Below are 25,117 nucleotides of genomic sequence, written 5' to 3' on the forward strand. Positions count from 1 at the left end.
CTAGGCTCGCAGCTCAAAAACGGTTTTGCCCACTCGAACCGGGGTGTTCAATTTCACAACCGCCGGTGTACCAACGCGGCCACCATCGAGGTAGGTGCCGTTGGTGCTGTTCAAATCTTGGATCAACCAGTCATTGTTAATCAAAACTAATTTGGCGTGGTTGGTTGATGCATATTCGTCGTCAACCACGAGGTCTGAATTGTCGGCGCGACCGATGGTGAGTTCGCGACGATCAAGAGCTATTTTTTGCCCAGTTCGTTCGCCTTCGATGATTACCAGTGTGGTTGCATTGCTGCCGTTTGCATCCATGACCAGAGGGGCAGACGCTGAGGATGGAGCCGAAGGAGCAACCGGCGTTGAAACCACCTGGGGTGCATTTGCCTGAGCCACGCGGCTGACTACCTTTTGACCGAATAGGTCGGCGCGAATTACAGAGATGATGCTGAAGACAAAGATCCAGAGCACGGCCAGAAAGCCTGCTCGCACCAGAAATAGGGCCAGTTCACTCATTAGTTAGCCTCCGCTGGGCTGATGGTTCTTGCCACTAGACGAAACAAGAATTCGCTGCGCCCGGCTTCGATGATGGTGTCTGGGTTGATGCCAACTTCGGTGATTGGGCGGCCGGCAATCTTGGTGCCGTTGGTGCTGCCCAGATCTTTGACAGCGGCATTTTTGCCGTTCCAGATGATTGCAAAGTGGGTGCGACTCAAACGAGTGTCGTCGATTTGAATATCAGCGATGGCGTCTCGACCAACCGTGGTTTCGCCAACTCGCAGAATGAATCTTTTGCCCGCAATGTCTAGGGTCGGCATCCACTCGATCTCGTTCTTGACCGTGGTTGAGTGAACCTGTACTTGACCTAGGTTTAGGCTGCTGTCTTCTCTAAATTTGATTAGCAACTCTGAACCAAACTGAAAGCCCTGTTTTTTGGCGTGCTTATTAGCGGCCTCGGTTAGCTCAACAATTAGGTCGTCACCCAGCGATGCCAGGCGTTTGAAGTCTGGGGTGGCCAAACTAACCGTGAAGGTGTTTGGCGCGAGAATGCGATCGCGACTGATGATCGAGGCCTTGGCGTCCATCTCTGATCGGATGTAGCCTGAAATTTCTACTGGCTGAAGCTCCGACTTAAAGGTCTTGGTGAAAGCGCCATTAACGACACGTTCCAAACCCTTTTCGAAGTTGTCTAAAAAGCCCACGTCATCCTTATTAGTAGAGGCTTTAAGTTTATCTGTCGCCTACTAAAAACGGTTCAGTCGAGGGGAATCTGTGCTTCGAGGCGAATGCCCTTAGGGCCTCTTTTTAGCGACCAACTGGTGGTTAGCTGATCCAAAAGTTTCGATCCGAATCCGGGAGTTAGGTCGGCGTTCTCGCTCACGCCGTCGTTATCAATTCTGATGGTCATGGTTTTTGCCTGAGGGCCATTCAAAATCATTGAAATATCAATGGTTTTTGCCTGCCCGTGTCTAACGGCATTTGAAATCGCTTCGCGAATAATCTCGACCGCGACCATGTTGCCGGTTTCATCCTTGCGGAGTGAAGCTAGCGCGTCATCGCTCTCATTGACATTGATTTTTAGAGTGCCGTGCCAAAGCTCTTTGGCACCTGCCAAGAACTCGTCGATAGTCTCAGGGTTTGAGTTTCCGCTGAGCACTGACTTGCAATAGGCAACCAGTTCGGCAATCTTTTGGGCCGCCTCTTCATCTGAGGCTTGGTGATATCTAAGGCTCAGTGCCACGGCGGTAATTCTCGACTGAACATCACCGTGAACCAACTGGGCAAGGTGGCGTTGCTGAGCCCAAGCCATTTGACTCAAACGGGCAATGGCCCAGCTGTTTCTTTCAACCGCGTCGGCAAGCTGGCGAAGAGTTGAGTTTCGCTGGCTTGCAATCGAACCACTCAGTGCAACGAATGAAAATACAAAAACATCGAAGGCCATGATGAGAGCAACATTGGCCTCAGGCACTGCGGCGAAGGCAGGAAAAAGCCTCGTGATAATTGCATCGACAAAAGCGATGGCCAACCAGGCCAGCCAAAGTCGAGGAACCAGCACAAAGTTAGGGAATCGCTTGGTTGTGTATCGACGCACGTGAACGAATGCGCTTAGGCCGAGATAGACCAAAAGTGCCGATGAAGCCGCACTGCTGCAGGCAACCAGCCAACCACCCAGCAAGATCTTTAGAGGCAAAAGGGTCATGCCAACCAGGGCTGCTGCCAATGCCGGAAGGACCGGTCTTGAAATAAACAATCCCGCAAAAACCTCGCGCACACGATTGCGGGATGGTGAAACGTTTGGGGTCAGCGATTCAAGCAATTTTCGGGTTTGGCTGGCTTGGTCATCTAGCTGGTTAATCAGCGGTCGAACTACGTCTTTTACTAGCGCATCGAGTCTCGCAGCCAAGATCGCCGGCTGGTTTGAACCGTCAATCGTGGTTGTTTCTAGGCGGGCACGGATGAGCGCCTCTACCTCAGCAGTCGCGGTTTGGTGAAGTGCAGCGATTTTCTGCTGGCCGTTTTCGAGAATTGAAGATTCAAGTTCGAGTTGGTGCTTTAGGCGATTGGCTGATTCACGAAATGACCTGGTTGCATCGACGGTGAACGCCACGACCGAGAACCAGAACACAGCAAGAACTGCTCCGCCCGGCACTCGATAAAAGAGATTTACATCTGATTGCAATCCGAAGGCATTAAGTAAGAATCCGATGGATACGCCTCGAACCGCACCCGCAAAGGCAAAGGTGGTCAGCGCCGAAAACGGGCGAGGCTTTCGATCGCCCGCATGCAAATAAGTGCGCTTGGCAATGATGAAGATTAGCCCGACTGGAAGTTGAGCCAGCAAAGGCAACAGCACCCACAAAAACCATTGGTTTGGATCAGAAAGATCGTTGCCCGGAATGGTGAGAGTGATGGTGATTGACCAAGGCAAAAGAATCAACCATTGAGTCAGTGAAATGGCGTTTGGGCCACCGATGCGTTTGAACCAGTTCACCCTGGCCTAGTTTCGCGGACTGCCGGCGATGGATGTGTAAATTCGAGCCGCCTTAATTCGACGACTGCTGCGACCTTCGTTTTCAATGCCAAGGGCAACATAGGTTCGCTTGATCAACTGTTCACTGGCATGCAGTGAGGTGCCACGCAGTTCGGCAATTTCAACGTTGCTCAAGCCTCGAGCAAGCAGACGCAGAATTTCAATCTGACCCTTGGTCAGCTTTGAGAGCACATCTGATTGCTTGAGCGGGAACGAAGCGCTGGTATCGCGATCGGTCAAAACTGAATTCAGCGCTTGCACCAACATGTTTGGGTCGCTCACGTCTTGCTTAGGCAAGAATGCTGCTTTGCGCAGGTGGCTGATCTGTTCTTTGGTGGCCGAGTAGTTTGAGAGCACGACGAATGCCAAATGCGGCTTGCTGACCTGCAGAACCTGAATAAGTTCAAGGCCGGTTGGGCCTGGCCCTAACTCGATGTCTACTACAAGTGCGTCTGGGTCAAAACTGGCAACCAGTTTTTTAGCCTCTAGAGCACTTGAGCAACCCCTGACATCAAAGCCAGACTGTGAGAGCTTTTCTTGGATGAGTGAACGGGTGAGCTGCTCGTCTTCAACGAGTAGAACTCGTCGAGTGAAGCGCTCATTACCGTTCGCCGCCACAATAAAGCTTTCTATGTTCCCCGAATTACTGTTTTCCCTAAACCTGACCCTATGACCAGTGAAAAAACAGGCATATAGAAATGTTGGGTTTACCCAACACTCTCTTGGCGGCGCTTGCCGCGGGTGTGAGTGTCTTTGTGCTCTGAGGTTGCAGGGTCTGCGTAGCAGGTGTCACACAAAAGAACTAGGTCTTTGCAACCAACGTTGGCGCAGTTTCTAAAACTGTTGGTTGCACCACCGCAGTTTTCACACTCGCCGATGACCTTGGCTTCATCGCTGAAGTCTTGAACCATGCGGTCGTCAAAGATGTAGAGCGAGCCTTCCCAAAGGCCCTTGTCTTTAAAGGTCTCGCCATAGCGAACAATTCCGCCATCGATTTGGTAAACCTCTTTGAAGCCACGGTTGATCATTACTGCTGAGAGAATCTCGCAGCGAATTCCACCGGTGCAGTAGGTAACCACAGGCTTGTCTTTTAGGTGGTCGTATTTTCCAGATTCAAGTTCAGCAACAAAGTCGTGAGAGGTCTGAACATCAGGAACGATGGCGTTTTTGAATTTTCCGATTTTGGCTTCGAAAGCGTTGCGACCATCGAAGAACACAACATCATCGCCGCGCTCTTCAACCAGAGCATTAACCTGAGCCGGCTTTAGGTGCTTGCCGCCATTGGTTACACCTGAGCGCTCAACTGTGATTTCATCCGGGGTGGTGAATGCAACCAGCTCTTCGCGGTTCTTCACTGAAAGGCGTGGAAAATCATTGCCGGTGCCGTCAGACCACTTGAAGTCGATCTTGCCGAAGCCAGGGTATTCACGAGTTTGGCGCACATATTTTTTGAGTGCCATCATGTCGCCACCGAGGGTGCCGTTGATGCCGTGCTTAGAAACGATGATGCGACCCTTTAGGCCAAGCGACTCACACAGGGTCTTCTGCCAGAGCTTAAGAGCTACTGGGTCAGCAACAGGCGCAAAGCCGTAATACAAAATAATTTTCTGAAGGTCCACGCCTTAAATTCTACCGCTCGGGGCGATTTAGGATAAGGGCATGAGTATCAACCCAAACCTTGACCCAGCCGAGTTCGACCAGACCATTCGCCCTCAGGACGACCTGTTTCGATACACCAATGGCAAGTGGCTAGCCGAGACTGAGATTCCGGCTGACAAGGGCATATACAGCAGTTTTCACATGCTGGCCGATGACGCTGAAGCCGCAGTGCGCGAAATTCTTGAATCGGCCGCAGCTGACCCGAAGCCAGGAGTGAGTCAGCAAATTGGCGACCTTTATGCCTCGTTCTTGGATGAAGAACGCGCCAACGAATTAGGCGCAGCACCGATTGCCGCCGACCTCAAGTTGATCTCAGAAATTCGTCAGATTGACGACGCCACCAAGCTTTTGGGTGAATACGAGCGCACCGGCGTGAGCGGTTTGTTTGGTCTTTGGGTAGATAACGATGAGGGCAACCCTGACCGTTATATCGTGAACCTTTCGCAGGGCGGCTTGGGCTTGCCTGACGAGGCTTATTACAAAGATGAAAAGCACGCCGAGATTCGTGAAGCTTATGTGCCGCACATGGCTCAGATGTTCGAGCTTGCCGGTTGGTCAGGCGAAGAAGCTGCCGAGGCAGCAAGGCACATCCTTGCATTTGAATCGTCACTGGCAGCAATTCACTGGAACAACGTTGACAGTCGCGATGCTGAGAAAACTTACAACCTGACGGCCCGTGGTCACCTAGACAAACTGACCCCAAGCTTTGACTGGGATATCTGGTTGGCGGCAGCTCGATTCAAAACTGAAGTTTTGGCTGAGGTAAATGTTTGCCAGCCGAGCTTCTTCGAAGGGCTTGAAAACCTCTGGAACAGCGAGAACCTCGAGCAGATCAAACTTTGGTTGGCCTGGCAGGTTATTCGCACCACCTCGAGCCTGCTAAGTGATGACTTTGTGAACGAACGCTTTGCCTTCTATGGAACCAAGCTTTCGGGTACTCCGATGAACCGTGCTCGCTGGAAGCGCGGAGTCTCACTAGTTGAGGGTTCGCTAGGTGAGGCAATCGGCAAAATTTATGTTGAAAAGCACTTCTCTGAATCAGCTAAAACTCGCATGGATGAGCTGGTCAAGTTTGTTATTGAGGCCTACCGCGAGAGCATCAAGAATCTTGATTGGATGACCGAAGAAACTAAGGTCAAGGCGCTGGCCAAACTAGACACCTTCAACCCAAAAATCGGTTATCCGGTTAAGTGGAAGGACTACAGCAGCATTGTCATCAAGCGCGATGACCTGGTTGGTAACGCCCGCCGAGTTTCGGCATGGGTGGCAGACACCGAGCTTGCCAAAATCGGTTCAAAAATTGATCGTGACGAATGGTTCATGAGCCCTCAGACCGTCAACGCCTACTACAACCCGGGCTTCAACGAGATTGTGTTCCCGGCAGCTATTTTGCAGGCACCATTCTTTAGCCCGGATGCCGACGACGCCACAAACTTTGGTGGAATCGGCAGCGTAATCGGGCACGAAATTGGCCACGGTTTCGATGACCAGGGTTCAAAGTATGACGGCGACGGCAAGTTGGAATCTTGGTGGAGTGAGGCTGACCGCAAAGCTTTTGAAGCGCGAGCAGCCAAGCTGATTGCCCAGTACAACGAACTAACCCCGTTGCAACTGACTGACAAATCTCAGAAGGTCAACGGCGAGCTAACCATTGGCGAGAACATCGGTGACCTTGGTGGCATCTGCATCGCATTGAAGGCTTATGAGATGAGCCGCGAGGGCAAGGCTGATGAAATCATCGACGGCATGACCGGTGTTCAGAGAGTGTTCCTTTCATTGGCACGAATCGAGCGAGCTAAGGCTCGTGATGAGACTGTCATTCAGCGCTTGGCAACCGACCCGCACTCACCGCCTGAGTTCCGCACGAATCAGATTGTTCGCAACGTAGACGCTTTCTACGAAGCCTTCGATGTGAAGCCTGGCGATGCCCTTTGGCTAGCCCCGGCCGACCGCGTTTCGATCTGGTAATTCGGTGAACCTCTGGATTCGCCTTGCCTACGCTCTGCTCTCGTGGAGATTTAGAGCCAAACTCGATTGGCAAGCTGTTGGTCGCCGAAACTTTAGAGTTTGGCCAACCGACCTAGATGTTTTTAGACACATGAACAACGGCATCTTTTTGTCGCTGCTTGATTTGAGCCGCTTAGACCTGGCCTATCGATCGGGCGCTTGGCAAAAGTGGAAGAAACACGGCTGGTACCCGGTGGTTGTTGCCGAGACCATCACCTTCAGAAAGTCGCTGATGCCTTGGCAGAAGTTTGCGATGGAATCAAAAGTGATTGGCTGGGACGACCAAGCCTTTTATTTTGAGCAGCGATTTGTGGTTGGCGAAGAGATCTACACCCAGGCGATTGTGCGCATTCGATTCTTGCGAAAAGCCCGAGGCATTTTGACGCCTGAACAGGTGATTGCCGGAACCGCCCCTTGGCACGGCCCGAAACCAGAACTTCCAAAGTGGGTTAGTGATTGGGCAGCGACAACTTCTTTGCCGAAGGGCAAAGAGCCTGCCCCAAGCATCTGGCTATAACTCTGGTTTAGCGAAGAGTTCGATCACACCTGGCGTGCCAGTAATTTGGCCATCGGCAAAAATGAAGAGTGCTTGAATGTCAGGCACTTCAGTTAGATGTGAAACCGCGCGGATGCCTTCGGCAAATGCAGCAGTAGCCCAGACATCTGCGGTCACTAGGTCTTTGGCGATAACGCTCACCTGCAAAAGTTCTTGAGCAGACTCTTTGCCCGGGGCTTTCGGATTCCAAATGTGCAAACCACGCTCGGCGCTTCCGCTGGTAGCCATTGAATTGAAACCCGTGCCTTTTAGATCGAGCACAGTTAATACCCCAGCTTCGGGTGAAGCAATCGAGACAGTTTTAGAAATTCCAATTCGCCAGTTAACCGCATCGGTAACCCCATCGGCAATGAAAATGTCACCGCCGGCATTGAGTGTGAAATCTCGCACGCCAGCATTGAGCAAAACATCGGCGGCCAATTGAGCTGCCCAAGTCTTGACTAGGCCGGATGGATCAAAAGTGTTTTGCGGAGTCATGGCGCTGAAGAAACCGTTCGTGGTTTTCTCCCACTGGTCACAGGCATCCCAGATTTCACTAACCACCGGTGGGCAACCCGCCAGATTGGTTTTGCCAGCGGCAAGTTGGCTGAGCGGTGATTCGGGTTTGTAAAGACTGAAGATTCGATCAGCCTCGTGCAAGATTGCGCAGGCTTGTTCGATTAGTTGCTTGGTTTCAACCGGCGGTAAAGCCGAGTTGCCAGCAAACCGAAATACGGTGCCCATGCAAAGCTCGGTGTGGTCAAAGGTGTGCATTATTGCAACTTAGAAATTGCGCTGGCCAGCGCTTCGCGATAGGCCTCTGAGCTAAAAGTCGCTCCTGAAAGATTCGCAAAGCTGGTTCCCTGGGCCGCAATTGCGTCATCGTGCAGATACGGAAAAGCGGTGTCATAACCGGGTGAAGCGGTCGCGACCTTCTCGGTTATGGATTTAATTTGTCCGCCGGTGGTTGTGATTTCAAGTTGAATTTCGCCATAGCGATAACTGATGGTGTCACCCGTGACGGTTTGGGTTCCGGTGGAGCCCGATGCATCGGCAGTTGAAGTTGGCGGGTTCAAAAAGAAGTTCACCCCAACACCTGCACCAACACTGAGCAAGCCGATCACGGCAGCGCCGGCTTTCCATCCGCGCTTTGGTTCAATCGGGGTCAGTTGAAAATTAGAACTTTGCAAGAGCCGAGTTCACCGCCTGCTTATATGCATTGGTTGTAAGAGTGGCGCGAGAAATGTTGCCAAAGCCCGAACCGTTTGCATCGATCGTTGCTTGAATCAGAGACGGAAAAGCCGCCTGACGGCCATCGGTTGCTGTTCCTCTATCGAGATTCACGGCGGTAATGGTGCCACCTGATTTGGTGATCGTCACCTGAACAACGCCGTACTCATAATTGATCAAACTCGACTGCTTGCTAACCGTCTGCGTGGCTGCCGGAGTCTTAGTCTCTGCTGGTGCCGGGGTTGCTGAAGCCGTTGGTGTGGTGTCGGCCGGAGTTTTAGTGGTTGAGCTCGAAGGTGAACTGCTCGGTGAACTCGAGCTAGAAGCCGATGACGAAGGCGATGCCGATGCGCTTGGCTCGGTGGCTGCAGGAGTCTCGCCGGTTGCCGTATTCGTCGCCGGGGCGGCCGCGCCAAAACCAGTCTCTGCTGCAAGACCAACCTGGTAGCTGCCGACAAATAGGCCAAGAGAAACTAAGCCAAGGGCTGTTTTTGTTGAAGTTCTCACCAGGCATACTCCTCTGCGTGAATTTGCTCGGCAGGGGTGCCGGCACGAACAACTGATTTCACAACTAGCTGGGTCCACGCTTCTGGTCCACAGACATAAACATCTGACTCTGAAATCCAAGGGGCCATCATGGTGAGTCTGGCCTGGTCAGGAACATCCTGGCCATTGGCATTCATCCATGAATAATTGCTTGCTCGAGGCCCAGCCAAGACAAACAGGTTGAAGCCGCGAACGCGACAGATTTCGGTGACCTCGGCTAGCAGCGAAGCATCTTGTTCGTTGCGAACTCGATAGATCACTGTGATGTCTTGCGGGCGAGCGGCCATCGATTCGGCTAGAGCGCGAACCGGTGGAATGCCGATGCCCGAAGCAATCAGTACAACTTTTTCTTTGGTGCGACGCTCTTCGGTGAACACACCGTAAGGCCCCTCGACCATCACTCTTGTGCCCGGCTTGATGTTCTGAAGCGCAGCGGTGTCATCGCCTCGGTTGCCAACGGTGAAACGCACAAATTGGTTGTTTGGCGCTGCCGAAATTGAGAATGGGTGAGGGCGCCACCACTGCTTAGGTGTCAGAACGCGAAGCATGTAGAACTGCCCAGCCTGACCGCCCAGTTGGTCTAGCTTGCGGCCGGTTAGATAAATCGAGGTGGTGTCACTTGATTCAGGCACAACGGCCTGAACCTTTAGACCAACACCTAGACCACGGATGATCGGTGAAGCAACTCGATACCAAACGATGTTGCCGGCAACAAATAGGTAAAGCGTCACCCAGAAAATGGTTTGCACTGGTTTGCCGGCGATGTCACTGCCGGTGTTGAAGATGTGTGGCACTGCCAACAGCACAGCGGCATAAGACATCACGTGAACGATGTACCAGGCCTCATAGCTCATCTTGCGGCGAGCAAAATTAAGCGAAGTCACAACCACCAGAATCATCAGAGCAAGCGCGAGAGTAGCGGTGAGCATATCTTCAACGCTGGTCACCAGGTAGACAAGCTCATCCAAGATGTTCTTGCCTTCGGTAATTGCCAAGGCAATAAGTGAGGCCAAGAAGTGAGCGACGATGAAGTACAAGACCGGCTTGCCAAGTTTTTTGTGCGCCAGTGTGGCTTTGTCATGACCATAGAACTTGTCGATCCATGGCACACGAGCAACGAGCAACATGTGAATCAACAGAAGGTCGGTGCCAATCAGCGAAGTCAGGCGGCTAATTGCCTTCAACGCTGATGGAAGGTCGGTGACGTCTTTGAGTCCACCGGCAATCAAAAACATTGCAATCACGAACGCGACGGTAGCCCAAGCAATGGCCTCGATAACGTCTTGGGCTCGCTTCAGGCGGAGTGCCTTGAAAGCGCCAAGTCGCACGCGGCTGTTTGGCTTTGTTAGTCGAAGTTCGGTGTGCATATTCCTAATCTGGCGTAGCTGTCTGGATGTTTCCTGTGAGGAGGCTGGGATAGACCTCCGAGATGAAAACATCCAAGTTAATTCTCTAGCCTGAGACAACCTCGAAACACCGCGGCAACAAGCGCTGGCTAATTTTTAGTCATGGGAGATCTATTCGAGCAGTATCCAGTTGCTGTTGACCCCGTTTCTGGGGGCAGAAGCAAAACTCGCGCGGCATTCGACGAAATGTTTTCAGCGCCAAATGAAGTTCGCTTCAGCTATCAAAAAATTCATGAAGTTCTAGGTGGCATGACCCAGGATGAACTTCGCGGCAGAACCAAGGCGCTCGCCGACTCTTATCTCGCTCAGGGCGTGACTTTTGACTTTGCCGGCGAAGAACGCCCGTTCCCACTTGATGCGGTTCCGCGCGTGATCGAAAAAGCTGAGTGGAATGTTTTAGACGCCGGTGTGAAGCAGCGCGTGAAAGTTCTAGAAGCTTTTCTAGCTGACATCTATGGCCCGCAGAATGCTATCCGTGACGGGGTTATCCCAGCCTCACTCGTTGCATCTTCGGCTCACTATCACCGTGCCGCCCATGGCATCGACCCAGCAAATGGAGTTCGCATTCAGGTGAGCGGCATCGACCTGGTTAGAGATGAATACGGTTCTTGGCGTGTGCTCGAAGATAACGTTCGAGTGCCTTCTGGCGTTTCTTATGTAATTTCAAACCGCCGAGTGATGGCGCAAACTTTGCCTGAGATTTTTCAGCAGATGAAAATTCAACCGGTGGGCGAGTACCCGAATAAGCTGCTCGCTGCCCTAAGAGCATCAGCTCCATCAGGGGTCACCGACCCTGTTGTCGTTGTGCTCACACCCGGTGTCTACAACAGCGCCTACTTTGAGCACACTCTGCTTGCTCGATTAATGGGGCTTGAGCTGGTTGAGGGTCGCGACCTATTTTGCTCGGGCGGCAAGGTGTTCATGCGAACCACCGCCGGTGCCCGTCGAGTCGACGTTATTTATAGGCGAGTCGACGATGAATTCTTAGATCCACTGGCGTTCAGGGCTGATTCGATGCTTGGCCCACCTGGCCTGCTGACAGCCGCTCGCCTAGGCAATGTGACCTTGGCAAATGCGGTGGGCAACGGTGTGGCTGACGACAAACTGGTTTACACCTACATGCCCGACTTGACCAAGTATTACCTCGGCGAAGATCCAATAATCGAGAACGTAAAAACTTGGAGACTGGAAGAGAGAGCCAGCCTCGAAGAAGTTCTAGATCGCTTAGATGAGTTAGTGGTCAAGCCGGTTGATGGCTCGGGCGGCAAGGGTCTGGTAGTTGGCCCTCGCGCCAGCAAGAAAGAACTCGAAGATCTGCGCAAACGCTTGATCAAAGACCCACGCGGATGGATTGCCCAGCCGGTGATTCAACTGTCTACGATTCCCACCTTGGTTGATGCGGGCCTTCGCCCGCGTCACGCAGACCTTCGCCCGTTTGCAGTGAACGATGGCAAGGATGTTTGGGTTCTTCCGGGTGGCCTAACTCGTGTGGCCTTGCCAGAGGGCGAGCTCGTGGTGAATTCATCGCAGGGTGGTGGCTCGAAAGACACCTGGGTGGTTGGGCTAGACCGACCAAACGAATCACAACTTTTGAACACCAACTCAAGAGTTTCTTCAGTGGTTGCCGGGCAAACCTCAGGCGACTCAGGCTTTAGAAGCCAACAGGAACAACAACAGCAGTCGTTATTGGAGGCACAAAACAATGCTTAGTCGAATTGCTGAATCGCTGTTCTGGATCGGCCGCTATGTTGAGCGGGCTGACGGAACCGCTCGCCTGCTAGATGTGCATCTGCAGTTGCTGCTCGAAGACCCGTGGGTTGATGAAGACACTGCCTGTCGCTCACTGCTTCACGTGATCGGCGCAAGTTCGGAATACCCCGGTCAACTTGATCGCCAGTCCCTGCTGAACATTTTGTCGGTAGACCGCGGCGAAGGCAGTTCAATTGCCTCATCGCTAAATGCGGCTCGTGAAAATGCCAGAAGAGTTCGCGAAATTGTTTCGACCGAACTCTGGGAGTGCCTGAACACCACTCGATCTCGCATGCCGAGAAAAGTCTCGATCGACCGCGCTCACGATTTCTTTGGTTGGGTTCGTGAACGAACTGCGCTCGCCGTAGGAATCGTCGAGAGTTCAACTTCGCGAGATGAAGCCTGGACCTTCTTTACTCTTGGTCGCTCGCTCGAACGCGTTGACATGACCGCACGACTGCTGGCAACCTCAGAGCTAACCGAGGCTAGCGGGCCATCTTGGACCACAATTCTTAGAAGCTGTGGCGCCTATGAGGCATATCTGCGCACCTATCGAGGCGTACCCTCGGCAACCAATGCCGCCGAGTTTTTGCTGCTAGATCGAATTTTTCCGCGGTCGGTCACCTTTGCGTTGAGCCGAGCCGAGAAATGCCTTGCTGATCTAGCTCCGAGTTCAGATCGAGTTGGAGTCAGCGATCAGGCGCTTCGTCAGTTGGGTCAAATTCGCACCAATCTTGAGTATCGATCGGCACCAGACATCCTGGCTAATTTGACTCAAGAAATGCTTGGTTTGCAAGGTGCCATCGGTGAGATTTCTGAATCGATTCGAGCCAGGTACTTTCCGGCGAACGCGATGCCAACTTGGATAGGGGAGGTTTCATGAGTCGCTATCGAATCGTTCACAGCACCGGGTTTAAATATGAAGGCGAGGTCGTTGCCTCGTATAACGAAGCTCGATTGCTGCCAACCCGCGATGACCATCAGTTAGTTTTTGCTTCGAAACTAGATATTGAGCCCACGGGTGCGGTGCACGAATATTTTGATTACTTCAAAACTCGCGCGGTGATGTTTGAAGTTCTTGAGCCTCACCGCCAGTTGAACATTACCTCGACCTCGGTAGTTGAAGTCAGGCCAGAAATCAAACCAGCACCAGGCCTAACCTGGGGAGATTTGCAACCCGAGATCACCAGTTCACTCGAGCTAACCGATGTGGTTGCGCAAACCAAAAGAACCCAGCCCCCGGCCGAATTGGCCAAGTTTGCCAAGAAGCTGGCCGAGACCTACACGCCTCACGAGACTGCGCTCGAGGTTTGCCGAAAAGTCTTTAGAGAGATGACCTATCAGCACGGTGTTACCGGAGTGCATTCGATTGCCACCGAAGCTTGGAACGCCAAAATCGGCGTGTGCCAAGACTTTGCCCACATTGTGCTTGGTGCGCTGCGAACAGTAGGAATTCCCGCTCGCTACGTGAGCGGATACTTGCATCCGAGCATTTCGCCAGTCCTCGGCGAGAAGGTGATTGGCGAGTCGCACGCCTGGGTTGAATGGTGGGCGGGGTCATGGTTTGCCTTTGACCCGACTAACGACGTGCATGTTGAGGAGCGTCACATTGTGGTTGGTCGAGGCCGTGACTATGACGATGTTCCACCATTGCGCGGTGTTTATGCCGGACCATTCTCGAGCGAACTATTTGTAACTGTTGAGATAACCAAAGAGGCCTAGTCGAATTGCGAGAGTAGCCTGAAGATATGACTGAACTTCCGCTAACCCGCAGTTTCAAAGATGCCCAAGGAATCGACATCACTTTTTATGAGTGGCCGGTTGCACACCCAAAGGGCGTTGTTCAATTGGTGCACGGTTTGGGTGAGCACGCTCGCCGCTATGACCACGTGGCCGAGGCATTGAATCGTGCGGGTTTTAGCGTTTATGCCGACGACCACCGCGGTCACGGTGTTACCGGGCAGCGAATGACCGCCGAGGGAATTACAAAAAAGCAGGGCAATCTTGGCCCCGGTGGAATGGCTGCGGTCTTTGCCGGCACGCGCGCACTCAGCCACCTGATTGTTGGTGAAAACCCTGAGGCGCCATTGGTTTTGATCGGTCACAGTTGGGGTTCAATGGTTTCCCAGCGACTTTTCAATAAATACTCGGATGAATACGACGGCCTAGTTCTCAGTGGTTCAACCCTGCTGCTTCCGGGTGTTCTGCCGAGCTCTGGCTTCAACAAGAAGTGGGATAAAACCGAGAACTCATCAGGCTATGAATGGCTAAGCCGCGATGCCGAAGTTGGCCGTGGTTTCTTGGCTGACCCAAAGAATTTTCCTGAGACGGCTATCCAGGCATTTGGCATCACAAACGTGCTGCAGTTGTTAGGCACCCCGAGCAAATCAATTGATTCGCACGTGCCGGTGCTATTGATGGCTGGTTCTGACGACCCGCTCGGTGGCGAACGCGGAAACAAGTTGTTGCTTGACGCTTATCGTCGGGCTGGTGTGCAAGACACCGAATGCGTGATTTATCACGATGCTCGCCACGAGATTTTCAACGAAACTAACAAAACTGAAGTTCTTGCTGACTTAGTCAAGTGGCTAAATGATCGACTCAACCCAACCCAACATTTAGACGAGGTTTAACCATGGCCAAGAAGCAAAACCTATTTCAGCGAGTTTTCAAATACATCGCATCGATGTTCAAGGCTTCAGGAAAGGTTTTGCTGAAGGGCGAGGCCTCTGATGCCGGCGGCGCAGCTGCATCTGTTGCAATGTCGATTAACCCAGGTGCCACCGGGGGTAGCACTGGCACTGGTTCATCAGCGGGCCCGGGCAGCGCAAGCTAGCCGAGGCTTCAAACCGCTAGGCGGTAGGCGGCTTTAGCCCTAGTTTTTCACTTGCCTTGGCAACGTTTGGCAGGCGACAAGCTGCTGCTGCCTCATCAATTGGGTTCAATAGCAGGTCGTGGGTCTCAGGGCGTTTCTCCATGTAGCGAACTACATAAGAGCAAACTGGAACAATCTTTGCCTTGCCGGTGGCGCGAACATCGGCAATGGCTTCGCGCATCAAAATTGCGGCAAGATTCTTGCCTTGCTGAGCCGGGTCAACCTCGGTGTGCACAAAGTGAATCTCGCCAGGCATCAAGCTGTAGTCAGCATGGCCAACTTTTTCGCCGTCAAGCCAGATCTCATAACGGTGCAAATCTGTGTTGTGACGAACCTCTGGGTTGTTAACTTCGGTGCTCATGCTGTTAATCTCTTTCTGTGCCGGCAAATAACAGACTCTACTTCGGAGATAACCTCTCCATCTTGAAATCTATGCCCGCTGAGTCAGTTCAACTAATTTACATCGACCCACCCTTCAACACTGGCCGCACTCAAAAACGCGGGGCCAGCACCACCAAGCGAGTTGAAACTGGTGGTCGAGTTGGTTTCAAAGGTCGTCAATATGAAACCGTTCGCAAAATTGTTTTGTCTTATGACGACGAGTTTGCTGACTATTGGGCCTTCTTAGAACCCAGACTCGAAGAAGCTTGGCGACTACTAAACGAGACCGGAACTTTGTACTTGCACCTCGATTATCGCGAGGCTCACTATGCCAAGGTCTTGCTTGATGCGTTGTTTGGCCGTGACTGTTTTTTGAATGAAATTATCTGGGCCTATGACTATGGCGGCAAGAGCACCAAACGCTGGCCATCAAAGCACGACACCATTTTGGTTTATGTAAAAGACCCGGCCAAGTACTACTTCAACTCAACCGAGGTAGACCGGGAGCCATACATGGCCCCAGGTTTGGTGACCCCCGAAAAAGCTGAGTTGGGCAAACTACCCACGGATGTCTGGTGGCACACGATTGTTTCGCCAACCGGAAAAGAGAAGACCGGCTACCCAACCCAAAAACCAATGGGTGTTTTGCGACGTGTAATTCAGGCCTCTTCAAAACCTGGCGATGTAGTTCTAGATTTCTTTGCAGGTTCTGGAACCACCGGTGCAACCGCAGCCTCACTTGATCGTGAATTCATTCTCATCGACCAGAACCCAGAATCAATCGATGTGATTACCGAGCGCTTGAAAAAAGCCGACGTGCCTTTTGAACTTGTTGGCGAAGGCTAGGGCGCTTTCGCAAACTGACTGCAAAAACCATCGCTAGGGTTAGCAAAATCAAACAAGCGCTAACTGCCATTGCCATTCCATAGTTGGTTTGACCCGGTCTCGAGATAAGGGCAAATAACACGGTTGGCAGAGTTGCCTGGTCTCCGTATGCCAAAAGCGAAGCGGCACCGAATTCACCAATCGAGACAATTAGGGCATAACCAATCGCCGTCAAAATTACATTGCGAATCATTCGCGATTCAATGTGCCACCAGGTTTGGCTGGCGTTTGCGCCAGCGGTTGAGGCAGCCTCGCGATGGTCGTTGCCGATAGACAACAGAGCAGGGTAAACCAGGCGAATAACCAGGGGCAATGCCATCAGCGCTTGAACCAGTGGAATGACCAGCCAACTTTCACGAAGTGGAATTGGGCCCGAACCAAAGCTGACTAGGTAACCGAAACCGAGCACCACTGATGAGATGCCCATTGGCAGCAGGAACAAAACATCCATGCCTTTTTGAATGAAGTGCTGAACCCGAGTTTTGCTTGGGCGTGAAAGCAGCCAAGCGGCCAAGGTGCCCAACCCAACTGCCAGGCTGGTTGAAATCACAACATTTCTAAGTGTGTTCAGTGTTGCCTGGGCAACGCTGATGTTGAGCAGCTGACGGTCGCCTCGGGTTGAGAGATTCACAAAATTTTGAATGCTGAATGCCCCGTCAAACATGAACGCCTTGCTCAGCACCAAAGAAAGCGGCGAGACAATCAAAATCAGCAGCGGCAGAACAGTGAATGCCACCGCTGCCCAGTCTCGGCGATCGATCGATGGCTTTGGGCTGCCCTCGTCAACCTGTTCGATGCCAATCGAAGTCTTCACGATGTTCTCGCTAATTGTGAATGCCACAACCGTGAGCAAGGTTTGAAACAGCGCCAGAGCTGAGGCTTTCGGTAAGTCAAGCAATTGCACGGCCGAGAGCGCGATCTCGGTTTCAACCGAGTGAACCAGACCGCCACCGATGACCAAAATAATGCCGTAGCTAGTTGAGCAAAACAAAAATGTGAGTGCGGCTGCCGACACTACGGCTGGCTTAAGTTGCGGAAGGCTGATCGAAATCAGGGTTCTAAATCGGCCAGCACCGGCAAGCTCGGCAGCCTCTTCGGTTTCGTTATCCATGGTGGCCCAAACCCCGCCGATGGTTCGAACCGTAATCGAATAATTCACAAATACGTGCGCTGCAATAATCACTGGGATAGCTGGCAAATCGCGAAAGTTGCTAAAGGCAATTGCAACGATGATGGTCGGCAAAACCAGCGGAATGGTGATTAGCGCGCGAATAAATCGCTGCCCAAAGAACCGGCGCCGATAAAGAATGTAGGCGCCTGGAATACCCAGCAAAAGGCAAATTATTGTCGATAGTGCAGCCTGCCAAACGGTGAACCAAATGGCGTCTGCAGTTTCAGATTGAAGAAAGATTTGCAGCCAATCGCTGCTTAGACCGAGGCCCAGAATTCGGCCTAGCGGCAAGTAGAACAGCACCGCTACGAAAAGTAGCGGCGCTGCCCACAGTGCCAATTTTTTGGTCATGAATTCAATCTACGGTGATTACTCACCCAAGATTGCAGACCAGTTCTCAAGCCAGGTCTTGCGATTAGCAGCGATGTCTAGCTCGCCGCCAACTGGTGCGCTGGCAGCTGGTGCCCAGGTTGACCAGGCCTCAGGCAGCGCCACCGAGTCAACTGCAGGGTAGACATACATGGTGTCTGGCAGTGTTGCCTGAAACTCAGTCGAGGTCAAAAACTCGATGAACTTGGCAGCGTCGCTTGGGTTCTTGGCATTTGCAAGAACGCCTGCATATTCGGTCTGTCTAAAGCAGCCATCCATTATTGATTCGGTTTGGCTCTCGCCGTTGTCTCGAACTTCAAAGGCTGGTGATGACGAATAGCTCAGAACGATCGGGTAGTCGCCTGCGCCTGATGAACCAGAGAAGTCAGTGAAATAGGCGTCTTCCCAGCCTGCGGCAACCTTCACGTCGTTGGCTGCCAATGCACGCCAATACTGTTGGTAGCCCGAATTGCCGAATACCGAAACTGTGGCAGCCAAGAAAGCCATGCCAGGTGAAGAAGTTGCTGGGTTTGTCACAACAGTAAGACCCTTGAACTCTGGCTTGGTCAGGTCGCTGATTGAGGTGGGTGCAGCCTGCTCATGGGTGCTGAACCAGGTTTTGTCATAGTTGAAGCACACATCGCCAAAGTCGATCGCGGTCATCTGACCATCGACAATTTTGTTTTCATCAGCAACGCTCGCAAAGGTGTTGTCGATTCCATAGAACAGATCACCAATCGGGGCATCTTTGGTGAGCACCAATTTGTTGGTCATCGCACCAGCATCGCCGGCTTTAACCTGCGTTACTTTGATGCCGGTTTCTTTGGTGAATTTTGCCAACAGGGTCTCGTCAAAAACAGCCGAGTCATGAGTGACGACTGTGATTTCGTGATTGATTGGTTCGGCCGCTGCGCAGCCGGTTAGTGATGCCACTGCCATCGATGCGATGCCTGCGGCGATGGCGATTTTCTTAAATGCGTTTTGCACTGTCGTGCCCTTCTAATTGGAATAGGGCACGGGTTAGAGGTCCTCCCTGCGCTGGCATTACCCAGATCAGGTTTGACGGTCGAAGATTACGGAATCTTCCTCTCAGTCAGCTGTTAGCTAACTCCCGTGTAGTTCAAGGATAAAACAAAGCCGGCCCCAGGTAAATCAATACCTGAGGCCGGCAAAGTTATTTGTTGATTAACCCATTGATTCGAGACGAGCTTCGGCAGCCTTGGCAGCAACGCCAGACTGGGTGCGAAGCGGAATCTCTTTGACAAACCATGAGAGAACGAAGGCAACTGCAATCACCGCGGCTGCCGAGTTGAATACAACTACGCCCGCCTGTGTAAAGGCAACCAAGATTGGCTCAGAGATCTCTGGCGAGATGGTCTGCAAGAACGATGAGTCTTTTGCAACCAAATCACTTAGACCACCAGGGCCGGCCTGGGTTAGCACTGCGTTTTCAGGGAGGCTCATCAATTCAGGCTTTGCCTTTAGAACTGCGGCAATCTGCTCACCAATCCAAGTGCCCTTATCGGCAAGAGTGGCGAACAAGATTGATAGGAACACTGCAACACCAGCGGTTCCACCCATTTGTCTGAAGAAGGTTGATGAAGACGTAGCCACACCAATGTTGGCTGCCTCAACCGAGTTCTGAGCGGCAACGGTCAAAGTCTGCATCAACTGACCCAGACCTAGACCAAGCACAACCATGCCGATCGAAATCTGCCAGACCTCCCAGTCATAAGTCATCTGACCGAAGTAGATATACGAGATAGTCATCAGGCCGGTTCCGCCGATCATGAAGATCTTGTACTTTCCGGTGCGACCGGTGATGATTCCTGAACCCATCGATGCGGTCATCATTCCGATGGTCATCGGAATCATTAGTAGACCTGCTTCGGTTGGGCTTGCGCCGTCAACAATCTGAAGGATCAATGGAATGGTCATCATTCCACCGAACATTCCAACACCCACGATTACACCCATGATTGTGGTCATGCTGAAGGTGCGTGACTTGAACAGGTGTAGCGGCAAGATCGCATCCGTGCCCATTTTGCGTTCAATCAAAATGAAGGCCACGATACCGATTGCGCCGGTTACATAAAGCGCGATTGAAGACGAGCTGTCCCAGCCCCAGTCGCGACCGTTCTCGGCAACCAAAAGCAATGGAACAACAGCCACGATGATTGCAGCCGCACCCCACCAGTCAATGCGTGACTTGCGAGCGGTGTGAGGCACGTGCAAGAACGCGACCACCATAAGCAATGCCACGATTCCGATTGGCAAGTTGATCAAGAAGATCCAGCGCCAGCCATCAATAAACAAGAAAGTGTCGATGTCTGCGAACAGACCACCGATAAGTGGGCCAAGCACCGATGAGGTGCCGAACACAGCCATGAACATGCCCTGGTAGCGCGCACGCTCTCGCGGCGGAACGATGTCGGCGAGGATCGTTAGTGACAGGGTGAACAAACCACCGGCACCGATACCCTGGAACGCGCGCCAAGCGGCTAGCTCAAACATGCTGTTTGAGAATGCACCGGCAACCGAGCCAACCACGAACACGATGATTGCGAAGATGAATAGGCGACGACGACCAAAAATGTCACCGAGCTTGCCATAAAGCGGGGTGGTGATAGTTGAGGTGATGAGGTAGGCGGTGGTTGCCCACGCCTGAAGCTCAAGACCCTGAAGGTCATCGGCAATGGTGCGCATAGCGCTACCAACCACCGACTGGTCAAGGGCTGAGAGGAACATTCCAGACATCAAACCGGCAAGTACCAGCATGATTTGTCTGTGGGTCATAACACCGGTTTTAGCCGATTCGGCCGCAGCGGCCTTGCGTTCTGCACGCGCCATAGGGCGGTTCTCGTTTCATAAAAAGTTAGGCTTGAATTTATGTTCAAGCCTAGTCAAAGCAAATGGAAAGTATTTCTAGCTTTTCCAACCCTGCTTTGCGTGGTTTTATTTCCGGCTACAGCAAGTTCTGCGGTTGATTCAACACCGAGCCCTTCGCCTTCGGTCAGCCCGACTATTGAGCCTGCGGTTAGCCCAAGCCCAAGTGTTTCACCTAGCCCAACGGTGTCACCGAGCCCTAGCCCGAGCCCAACTCGTGATGCCAGATTTATCGGTGACTTCAACCACGCCTCTTCGCTTCAGGTTGTTGTAAATAAGCAACGGCGCCTGAGCCCGGTTACCTACAACCCGGCAACCATTAGGTATTTCACCGGCACACCAATTTCAATTGATGCCTATCAGCCACTCAAGCGCATGGCCGCGGCTATGAAAGCCGAAGGCGCCGGCACGCTGGTTCTAAACAGCGGTTATCGCAGCTATGCAACCCAGGTGGCAATTCACAATCAAAAAGTTGCCCAGCTGGGTCAAACAGCTGGTGAGCGTTTGGCAGCAAGACCTGGTCACTCCGAACACCAAACCGGGCTTGCCGCAGATGTGAGTGCAACTGGCCAGGGTTGCGTGATCCAAGTTTGTTTTTCAAGCACCAAGGGCGGCAAGTGGCTGGCCAAGAATGCTCATCGATTCGGATTCATTCTTCGCTACCAAAACGGTTACACGTTTTATACCGGTTACCAATTTGAGCCTTGGCACTTTAGATACGTTGCCACCGATGTTGCCACCGACATGTTCAACCGCCGTTTCAAAGTGCTTGAGCGGTACCGCGGCCTGCCAGCCGCCCCAAACTACTAACGGCCAACAGTTTTTGGTTGCCGATTAGCCAAGTACTGAATCAACCAGAGTCTTGGCCTCGGCTTGAACCTGAGTCAAGTGCTCTTCACCCTTGAACGATTCGCCATAAATCTTGTAGACGTTTTCAGTTCCTGATGGGCGAGCGGCAAACCACGCGTTTTCGGTCTCAACTTTCAAGCCACCCAGGGCTGCACCGTTACCCGGAGCATGAGTCAAAATTGCTGTGATCTTTTCGCCAGCTAACTCGCTTGCTGTCACCGCATCTGCCGAAAGTTTGCCCAACTTAGCTTTTTGTTCAAGCGTTGCTGGGGCATCAATTCGCGCATATGCCGGTGCACCGAACTTTGAAGTTAGGTCTGCGTAGTGTTGGGTCGGGGTCTTGCCAGTAACAGCGGTAATTTCAGATGCCAGCAAGGCAAGAATTAGGCCATCTTTGTCAGTCGACCAAGCCTTGCCATCCAGTCTCAAGAACGAGGCGCCTGCAGATTCTTCGCCACCGAAGCCCACCGAACCATCGATTAGCCCTGGCACAAACCACTTGAAACCAACTGGCACTTCAATCAGCTTTCGACCGAGATCAGCAACCACGCGGTTGATGATTGAAGACGAAACCATGGTCTTGCCAACTGCAGCATCTGAGGCCCAGCCCGGACGGTTGCGGTAGAGGTAATCGATTCCGACAGCCAAGAAGTGGTTCGGGTTCATCAAGCCACCGTCGCGAGTCACAATGCCGTGGCGGTCTGCGTCTGCGTCGTTTCCCGTTGATATATCGAAACGGTCGCGACCCTCAATCAACGAAGCCATCGCAAATGGGCTCGAGCAGTCCATGCGAATTTTTTCATCCCAGTCAAGGCTCATGAAGCCGAACTGAAAATCAACATTCGGGTTCACTACGGTTAGGTTCAGGTTGTAGCGCTCGCCAATTGCACCCCAATAGTCAACCGAGGCACCACCCATTGGGTCAGCGCCGATCGAAACGTTGGCATCGCGAATTGCATCCATGTTCAAAACATCGCCGAGCTGCGAAACATAGTTGTCTCTGAAGTGAAATTTCTGAGCGTTCGGGGTCGCTCGCTTCACCGCACGAGAACCATCCAGGATGATTTCGTTTGCGCGCGCAGCTACCCAGTTGGTGGCATCTGAATCGGCCGGACCACCGTGGGGAGGGTTGTACTTGAAACCACCGTCAGTCGGCGGGTTGTGGCTAGGTGTGATTACCAATCCATCGGCCAGGCTTGGGTCGTCAAGAGCCTTGCCCTCGTTGTGATTGATGATGGCAACCGAAACTGCCGGAGTCGGAACGTAGCGATCTTCGGCATCGACAAAAGTAGGGATGTCATTGCCGGCCAGCACCTCGAGCGCGGTTTGCTCGGCCGGTCCTGAAAGCGCGTGGGTGTCTTTGCCCACATAAATTGGGCCATGGATGTTCTCTTTGCGACGGTACTCAACAATCGCCTGGGTGATCGCCGCAATGTGGGCCTCATTGAACGAACCATTCAGCGAGGTGCCGCGGTGACCGGAGGTTCCAAAAGCCACCTTTTGTTCGGCGGTGGTTACATCCGGGTGGATTTCAAAATAGGCGTCAATCAGTTTGTTGATATCGACTAGATCAGATTGTTGGGCTTTTTGGCCGGCACGAGCACTCATACATACATTTTGGTCGTTAACCTTTATGTATGTCACCTGATGCAAATAACAGTTCGGAATCAAAGACCTACGCCTACCTCGGGCCGATTGGTACTTTTACCGAGCTCGCGCTCGCTCAGGTTACCGAAGCCAAGGGTGAACACTGGTTGCCGGTGGCACACGTGCAAGAGGCTATCGATGCGGTTATCGCAGGTGAATCCTTTCGCGCGGTGATTCCGGTTGAGAACTCAACCGACGGTGGCGTGACTGCTACCTTGGATGCCCTTGCGGCCACAGACAACATTCACATCTATGGCGAATACCTCGTGCCGGTGACCTTCAACTTGGTTGCCCGACCAGGCACCAAGGTCTCAGACATTCGAACTGTCTCGACCCACCCGGTTGCATATGCCCAAACTCGCAAGTGGCTTTTTGAGAACGTTCCGGGTCACGCATACGTTCCGGCTAGCTCAACCGCTGCCGCGGCGGCCAACCTGCTAGACGAAAACTCAATTGCTGAGGCTGCCATTGCGGCTCCAAGCATTACCTCTCACTACGCGCTTGAGACTTTGGCCGAAAACATTGGCATTCACAAGCACGCCGAAACTCGCTTCTTGCAGATTGGTCTTGAAGCCACAGAAGACGACGCGCACTCAGCGCCAGCCAGAACCGGCCGCGACAAGACCTCGGTGATTGTTGAGCTGCCCGACGACCACCCCGGCGCCCTGCTCGAAATGCTGCAGCAGTTTGCCTCACGAGGCATCAACCTAACTCGCATTGAGAGTCGACCTATTGGCGACCGCCTTGGCCGTTACCGTTTCAACTTGGATGCCGAAGGCCACATTGCCGACCCAGAGATGGCGGCAGCACTGAAGGGGCTTGAGCAGTTCAGCCCGAAGGTGTTGTTCTTGGGTTCATACCCGCGCGCTCAGAAAAGCGCCTAAAAAGTTTGACTTCGCCTAAAGGCGCATAACAATTGCGCGTGGTTGAACTTCGAATTCAACCTCGCGAATCATTCCGATTGAATCGCCGTCGATTTGCATGTGAACTGGGCGATCAGGGGTGACGCGAATTTTTGTTCCGCTCAGGTTCTCAATAGTTTTCACGTTTGCTGATGCTTCTAGCAATTGTTTGCCAACGCGACTCAGTCGCAACAGTTGATTGCCCCAGGTCACTCGACCCCAAAAGCCAATCCAGTTCCAGAACCGGCGCGGACCAATCGCGGCTACGTCGAGACGCCCGTCATCCAAGCGCGCATCTGGCATCAGCGAGAGATTGCCCGGCAACCAACCAGCGTTGCCGATGAGCAACGAAACCACCTTCACGTGGCGAGGTTCACGGTTATCAACTTGAACCTTGAGGTTCTCAAACAAAGTTGGCAGCGAACGCAGGCCGCCCTCAACATAGGCAAACCAGCCGATGGCTTTCTTGAGCCGTGGGTCAGTCTTGGCAAAAATTTTGGCATCGAGGCCAACTCCGCCCATGACCGAGAAGATTAATTCGGTGCGAGTGCCATCATCTTTGATCACTCGGGCAAGCCCCAAATCAATCGGGTGACGATTGCCGGTAAGCCCGCGAATAACCGACCGGCGAAGATCGGTTAGGTCAAGGCGCAGGTTGCGAGCCAGCACATTGCCGGTTCCGGCTGGAACGATGCCAACAGTTATTCGGCGGGTGTCGTAATCTTCGGTTTTAGTTAGTGCCTCGAGACATTCGCGAACTGTGCCGTCGCCACCAACAATCAGCAATCGGGTAGCTCCCTGGGCCAACGCTCTGAGCACCTGAACTCCGCCGGTTTCATCCTCGGATGTAGGCAACCACAAAGTTGGTTCCCATCCAAGTGGAAGAACAGTCATGTCGACTGCGGCAGAAAGTTTTTTGCGATCAACGCGGCCCGGAAAATAAATCACCGCCGCACGCTTCTTGGTGCTCATGTCTTTAGCCTAGTCAGGGGCAG

General features: G+C 52.7%; 26 protein-coding genes and 1 riboswitch. Of the genes, 11 read left to right on the forward strand and 15 right to left on the reverse strand.

What is annotated here, in order from left to right; all coding sequences use genetic code 11:
- The 5 genes from Q0L26_RS03410 to Q0L26_RS03430 form a co-directional block, all read right to left on the reverse strand.
- Nucleotides 1-510, reverse strand: coding sequence for an FHA domain-containing protein (locus tag Q0L26_RS03410; protein ID WP_296647424.1), 510 nt, complete (start codon nucleotides 508-510; stop codon nucleotides 1-3).
- Entirely contained in the window at nucleotides 510-1,196 is a 687-nt protein-coding gene (locus tag Q0L26_RS03415; protein ID WP_296647427.1) for a DUF3662 and FHA domain-containing protein, read from the reverse strand. The genes Q0L26_RS03410 and Q0L26_RS03415 overlap by 1 nt, the downstream gene beginning before the upstream one ends.
- A gap of 53 nt (nucleotides 1,197-1,249) precedes the next feature.
- Nucleotides 1,250-2,986 (reverse strand): hypothetical protein, encoded by a 1,737-nt coding sequence (locus tag Q0L26_RS03420; protein WP_296647430.1) that lies wholly within the window; start codon nucleotides 2,984-2,986, stop codon nucleotides 1,250-1,252.
- 6 nt (nucleotides 2,987-2,992) lie between these two features.
- Entirely contained in the window at nucleotides 2,993-3,643 is a 651-nt protein-coding gene (locus Q0L26_RS03425) for a response regulator transcription factor (protein ID WP_296647431.1), read from the reverse strand.
- Between the two features lie 89 nt (nucleotides 3,644-3,732).
- Nucleotides 3,733-4,644 carry a rhodanese-related sulfurtransferase gene (locus Q0L26_RS03430; RefSeq protein ID WP_296647433.1) on the reverse strand — a complete coding sequence of 304 codons (912 nt, stop codon included), beginning with the start codon at nucleotides 4,642-4,644 and terminating at the stop codon, nucleotides 3,733-3,735.
- 40 nt (nucleotides 4,645-4,684) lie between these two features.
- Here Q0L26_RS03430 and Q0L26_RS03435 point away from each other — a divergent pair, with 40 nt between their 5' ends.
- A complete protein-coding gene (locus Q0L26_RS03435) occupies nucleotides 4,685-6,652 on the forward strand; it encodes a M13-type metalloendopeptidase (RefSeq protein ID WP_296647436.1) in 1,968 nt (655 codons plus the stop codon).
- 4 nt (nucleotides 6,653-6,656) lie between these two features.
- On the forward strand, nucleotides 6,657-7,208 hold the full coding sequence (locus Q0L26_RS03440; RefSeq protein ID WP_296647439.1) for a thioesterase family protein: 552 nt from the start codon (nucleotides 6,657-6,659) through the stop codon (nucleotides 7,206-7,208).
- On the opposite strand, the gene Q0L26_RS03445 is transcribed toward Q0L26_RS03440, so the two are convergent.
- From Q0L26_RS03445 to Q0L26_RS03455, 3 genes are read right to left on the reverse strand one after another with little or no spacing between them, the layout of a single operon-like run.
- Nucleotides 7,203-8,000: an FAD:protein FMN transferase gene (locus Q0L26_RS03445; protein WP_296647443.1), complete on the reverse strand. Its 798-nt coding sequence runs from the start codon at nucleotides 7,998-8,000 to the stop codon at nucleotides 7,203-7,205. The genes Q0L26_RS03440 and Q0L26_RS03445 overlap by 6 nt on opposite strands.
- Nucleotides 8,000-8,416, reverse strand: coding sequence for an FMN-binding protein (locus tag Q0L26_RS03450; protein WP_296647446.1), 417 nt, complete (start codon nucleotides 8,414-8,416; stop codon nucleotides 8,000-8,002). The genes Q0L26_RS03445 and Q0L26_RS03450 overlap by 1 nt, the downstream gene beginning before the upstream one ends.
- Nucleotides 8,403-8,636, reverse strand: a complete 234-nt coding sequence (locus Q0L26_RS03455; protein ID WP_296647449.1) for an FMN-binding protein — start codon at nucleotides 8,634-8,636, stop codon at nucleotides 8,403-8,405. Before Q0L26_RS03455 ends, Q0L26_RS03450 begins: the two co-directional genes overlap by 14 nt.
- Before the next feature lie 25 nt (nucleotides 8,637-8,661).
- Here Q0L26_RS03455 and Q0L26_RS03460 point away from each other — a divergent pair, with 25 nt between their 5' ends.
- Nucleotides 8,662-8,904: a hypothetical protein gene (locus tag Q0L26_RS03460; protein ID WP_296647453.1), complete on the forward strand. Its 243-nt coding sequence runs from the start codon at nucleotides 8,662-8,664 to the stop codon at nucleotides 8,902-8,904.
- 55 nt (nucleotides 8,905-8,959) lie between these two features.
- Here the strand turns inward: Q0L26_RS03460 and Q0L26_RS03465 are convergent, their stop codons facing one another.
- The gene (locus Q0L26_RS03465) at nucleotides 8,960-10,369 is read right to left on the reverse strand and encodes a ferric reductase-like transmembrane domain-containing protein (protein ID WP_296647456.1); all 1,410 of its coding nucleotides are present in this window, start codon (nucleotides 10,367-10,369) and stop codon (nucleotides 8,960-8,962) included.
- A 141-nt stretch (nucleotides 10,370-10,510) separates the two neighbouring features.
- On the opposite strand from Q0L26_RS03465, the gene Q0L26_RS03470 reads away from it, so the two are divergent.
- Genes Q0L26_RS03470 through Q0L26_RS03490 form a run of 5 tightly spaced genes read left to right on the forward strand, consistent with a single transcriptional unit; the run spans nucleotide 10,511 to nucleotide 14,993 of the window.
- Nucleotides 10,511-12,118 carry a circularly permuted type 2 ATP-grasp protein gene (locus Q0L26_RS03470; protein ID WP_296647459.1) on the forward strand — a complete coding sequence of 536 codons (1,608 nt, stop codon included), beginning with the start codon at nucleotides 10,511-10,513 and terminating at the stop codon, nucleotides 12,116-12,118.
- Nucleotides 12,111-13,040, forward strand: coding sequence for an alpha-E domain-containing protein (locus Q0L26_RS03475; RefSeq protein ID WP_296647461.1), 930 nt, complete (start codon nucleotides 12,111-12,113; stop codon nucleotides 13,038-13,040). Before Q0L26_RS03470 ends, Q0L26_RS03475 begins: the two co-directional genes overlap by 8 nt.
- Nucleotides 13,037-13,879: a transglutaminase family protein gene (locus Q0L26_RS03480; RefSeq protein WP_296647463.1), complete on the forward strand. Its 843-nt coding sequence runs from the start codon at nucleotides 13,037-13,039 to the stop codon at nucleotides 13,877-13,879. The genes Q0L26_RS03475 and Q0L26_RS03480 overlap by 4 nt, the downstream gene beginning before the upstream one ends.
- A 26-nt stretch (nucleotides 13,880-13,905) precedes the next feature.
- Entirely contained in the window at nucleotides 13,906-14,790 is an 885-nt protein-coding gene (locus tag Q0L26_RS03485; protein WP_296647465.1) for an alpha/beta hydrolase, read from the forward strand.
- Between the two features lie 2 nt (nucleotides 14,791-14,792).
- Entirely contained in the window at nucleotides 14,793-14,993 is a 201-nt protein-coding gene (locus Q0L26_RS03490) for a hypothetical protein (protein WP_296647468.1), read from the forward strand.
- 16 nt (nucleotides 14,994-15,009) lie between these two features.
- On the opposite strand, the gene Q0L26_RS03495 is transcribed toward Q0L26_RS03490, so the two are convergent.
- Complete coding sequence (locus Q0L26_RS03495) at nucleotides 15,010-15,393, reverse strand: GNAT family N-acetyltransferase (RefSeq protein WP_296647470.1); 384 nt, start codon at nucleotides 15,391-15,393, stop codon at nucleotides 15,010-15,012.
- A 17-nt stretch (nucleotides 15,394-15,410) separates the two neighbouring features.
- Here Q0L26_RS03495 and Q0L26_RS03500 point away from each other — a divergent pair, with 17 nt between their 5' ends.
- Nucleotides 15,411-16,259, forward strand: coding sequence for a site-specific DNA-methyltransferase (locus Q0L26_RS03500; RefSeq protein ID WP_296647473.1), 849 nt, complete (start codon nucleotides 15,411-15,413; stop codon nucleotides 16,257-16,259).
- Here the strand turns inward: Q0L26_RS03500 and Q0L26_RS03505 are convergent.
- The 3 genes from Q0L26_RS03505 to Q0L26_RS03515 form a co-directional block, all read right to left on the reverse strand.
- Nucleotides 16,204-17,820 carry an iron ABC transporter permease gene (locus Q0L26_RS03505; protein WP_296647475.1) on the reverse strand — a complete coding sequence of 539 codons (1,617 nt, stop codon included), beginning with the start codon at nucleotides 17,818-17,820 and terminating at the stop codon, nucleotides 16,204-16,206. The two genes, Q0L26_RS03500 and Q0L26_RS03505, sit on opposite strands and share 56 nt — an antisense overlap.
- An 18-nt stretch (nucleotides 17,821-17,838) precedes the next feature.
- Nucleotides 17,839-18,825: a thiamine ABC transporter substrate-binding protein gene (locus Q0L26_RS03510; protein ID WP_296647477.1), complete on the reverse strand. Its 987-nt coding sequence runs from the start codon at nucleotides 18,823-18,825 to the stop codon at nucleotides 17,839-17,841.
- Nucleotides 18,826-18,851: 26 nt separating this feature from the next.
- Nucleotides 18,852-18,963: riboswitch (TPP riboswitch) on the reverse strand.
- 60 nt (nucleotides 18,964-19,023) lie between these two features.
- A complete protein-coding gene (locus tag Q0L26_RS03515; protein ID WP_296647479.1) occupies nucleotides 19,024-20,688 on the reverse strand; it encodes an MDR family MFS transporter in 1,665 nt (554 codons plus the stop codon).
- Between the two features lie 39 nt (nucleotides 20,689-20,727).
- Here Q0L26_RS03515 and Q0L26_RS03520 point away from each other — a divergent pair, with 39 nt between their 5' ends.
- Nucleotides 20,728-21,534 carry a M15 family metallopeptidase gene (locus Q0L26_RS03520; RefSeq protein ID WP_296647481.1) on the forward strand — a complete coding sequence of 269 codons (807 nt, stop codon included), beginning with the start codon at nucleotides 20,728-20,730 and terminating at the stop codon, nucleotides 21,532-21,534.
- A 24-nt stretch (nucleotides 21,535-21,558) separates the two neighbouring features.
- Here the strand turns inward: Q0L26_RS03520 and pgm are convergent, their stop codons facing one another.
- Nucleotides 21,559-23,181 (reverse strand): phosphoglucomutase (alpha-D-glucose-1,6-bisphosphate-dependent), encoded by a 1,623-nt coding sequence (pgm, locus tag Q0L26_RS03525; RefSeq protein ID WP_296647483.1) that lies wholly within the window; start codon nucleotides 23,179-23,181, stop codon nucleotides 21,559-21,561.
- 29 nt (nucleotides 23,182-23,210) lie between these two features.
- Here pgm and pheA point away from each other — a divergent pair, with 29 nt between their 5' ends.
- The gene (gene pheA, locus Q0L26_RS03530) at nucleotides 23,211-24,104 is read left to right on the forward strand and encodes a prephenate dehydratase (RefSeq protein ID WP_296647486.1); all 894 of its coding nucleotides are present in this window, start codon (nucleotides 23,211-23,213) and stop codon (nucleotides 24,102-24,104) included.
- A 15-nt stretch (nucleotides 24,105-24,119) separates the two neighbouring features.
- Here the strand turns inward: pheA and Q0L26_RS03535 are convergent, their stop codons facing one another.
- On the reverse strand, nucleotides 24,120-25,094 hold the full coding sequence (locus tag Q0L26_RS03535; protein ID WP_296647488.1) for a diacylglycerol kinase family protein: 975 nt from the start codon (nucleotides 25,092-25,094) through the stop codon (nucleotides 24,120-24,122).
- Nucleotides 25,095-25,117: the final 23 nt, after the last annotated feature.

This window comes from Rhodoluna sp., from assembly GCF_024641065.1.
Taxonomy (GTDB): Bacteria; Actinomycetota; Actinomycetes; order Actinomycetales; family Microbacteriaceae; genus Rhodoluna.

Bases quoted from the DNA above. Each gene is read 5' to 3' on its own strand.
- pheA (WP_296647486.1), top strand. From the start codon at position 23,211: ATGTCACCTGATGCAAATAACAGTTCGGAATCAAAGACCTACGCCTAC.
- pgm (WP_296647483.1), bottom strand. From the start codon at position 23,181: ATGAGTGCTCGTGCCGGCCAAAAAGCCCAACAATCTGATCTAGTCGAT.
- Q0L26_RS03495 (WP_296647470.1), bottom strand. From the start codon at position 15,393: ATGAGCACCGAAGTTAACAACCCAGAGGTTCGTCACAACACAGATTTG.
- Q0L26_RS03535 (WP_296647488.1), bottom strand. From the start codon at position 25,094: ATGAGCACCAAGAAGCGTGCGGCGGTGATTTATTTTCCGGGCCGCGTT.
- Q0L26_RS03505 (WP_296647475.1), bottom strand. From the start codon at position 17,820: ATGACCAAAAAATTGGCACTGTGGGCAGCGCCGCTACTTTTCGTAGCG.
- Q0L26_RS03435 (WP_296647436.1), top strand. From the start codon at position 4,685: ATGAGTATCAACCCAAACCTTGACCCAGCCGAGTTCGACCAGACCATT.
- Q0L26_RS03465 (WP_296647456.1), bottom strand. From the start codon at position 10,369: ATGCACACCGAACTTCGACTAACAAAGCCAAACAGCCGCGTGCGACTT.
- Q0L26_RS03485 (WP_296647465.1), top strand. From the start codon at position 13,906: ATGACTGAACTTCCGCTAACCCGCAGTTTCAAAGATGCCCAAGGAATC.
- Q0L26_RS03470 (WP_296647459.1), top strand. From the start codon at position 10,511: ATGGGAGATCTATTCGAGCAGTATCCAGTTGCTGTTGACCCCGTTTCT.
- Q0L26_RS03410 (WP_296647424.1), bottom strand. From the start codon at position 510: ATGAGTGAACTGGCCCTATTTCTGGTGCGAGCAGGCTTTCTGGCCGTG.
- Q0L26_RS03490 (WP_296647468.1), top strand. From the start codon at position 14,793: ATGGCCAAGAAGCAAAACCTATTTCAGCGAGTTTTCAAATACATCGCA.
- Q0L26_RS03445 (WP_296647443.1), bottom strand. From the start codon at position 8,000: ATGCACACCTTTGACCACACCGAGCTTTGCATGGGCACCGTATTTCGG.
- Q0L26_RS03520 (WP_296647481.1), top strand. From the start codon at position 20,728: ATGTTCAAGCCTAGTCAAAGCAAATGGAAAGTATTTCTAGCTTTTCCA.
- Q0L26_RS03515 (WP_296647479.1), bottom strand. From the start codon at position 20,688: ATGGCGCGTGCAGAACGCAAGGCCGCTGCGGCCGAATCGGCTAAAACC.
- Q0L26_RS03475 (WP_296647461.1), top strand. From the start codon at position 12,111: ATGCTTAGTCGAATTGCTGAATCGCTGTTCTGGATCGGCCGCTATGTT.
- Q0L26_RS03480 (WP_296647463.1), top strand. From the start codon at position 13,037: ATGAGTCGCTATCGAATCGTTCACAGCACCGGGTTTAAATATGAAGGC.